Origin of the sequence: Thermoanaerobacter sp. CM-CNRG TB177 (assembly GCF_018588165.1) — a bacterium.
Taxonomy (GTDB): domain Bacteria; phylum Bacillota; class Thermoanaerobacteria; order Thermoanaerobacterales; family Thermoanaerobacteraceae; genus Thermoanaerobacter; species Thermoanaerobacter thermocopriae.
This window is the reverse complement of record NZ_JAFCAC010000047.1, coordinates 1-312: the sequence shown is the minus strand read 5'-3', so window position 1 is coordinate 312 and position 312 is coordinate 1. Positions and strand designations below refer to the sequence as shown.

Sequence of the window (312 nt, the reverse complement as noted above, 5' to 3'; positions counted from 1 at the left end):
ATGCCCTTACCTCACTTGACCTTTCCGGCTTTGTGCAGTTTTCAAGGTCCTTAATTTTGCTTACATTTTATAATAAATAGATAACATGGTGGGCTTAGATGGATTCGAACCATCGACCTCACGCTTATCAGGCGTGCGCTCTGACCATCTGAGCTATAAGCCCATGGTGGAGATGAGGAGATTCGAACTCCTGACCCCCTGCTTGCAAGGCAGGTGCTCTCCCAACTGAGCTACACCCCCATGAACCATGTTATCTCGAGGGCTTTACCCTCAAAAATGAACAGTGAGGCCTCTCTCCTTAGAAAGGAGGTG

Annotated in this window: 2 tRNA genes; both read right to left on the bottom strand. The window is 48.1% G+C overall.

The features are described from left to right. Nucleotides 1–86 precede the first annotated feature (86 nt). Nucleotides 87–163 (bottom strand) — tRNA-Ile (locus I4N53_RS04370). A gap of 1 nt (nt 164) precedes the next feature. After that, nucleotides 165–240 (bottom strand) — tRNA-Ala (locus tag I4N53_RS04365). Nucleotides 241–312 lie beyond the last annotated feature (72 nt).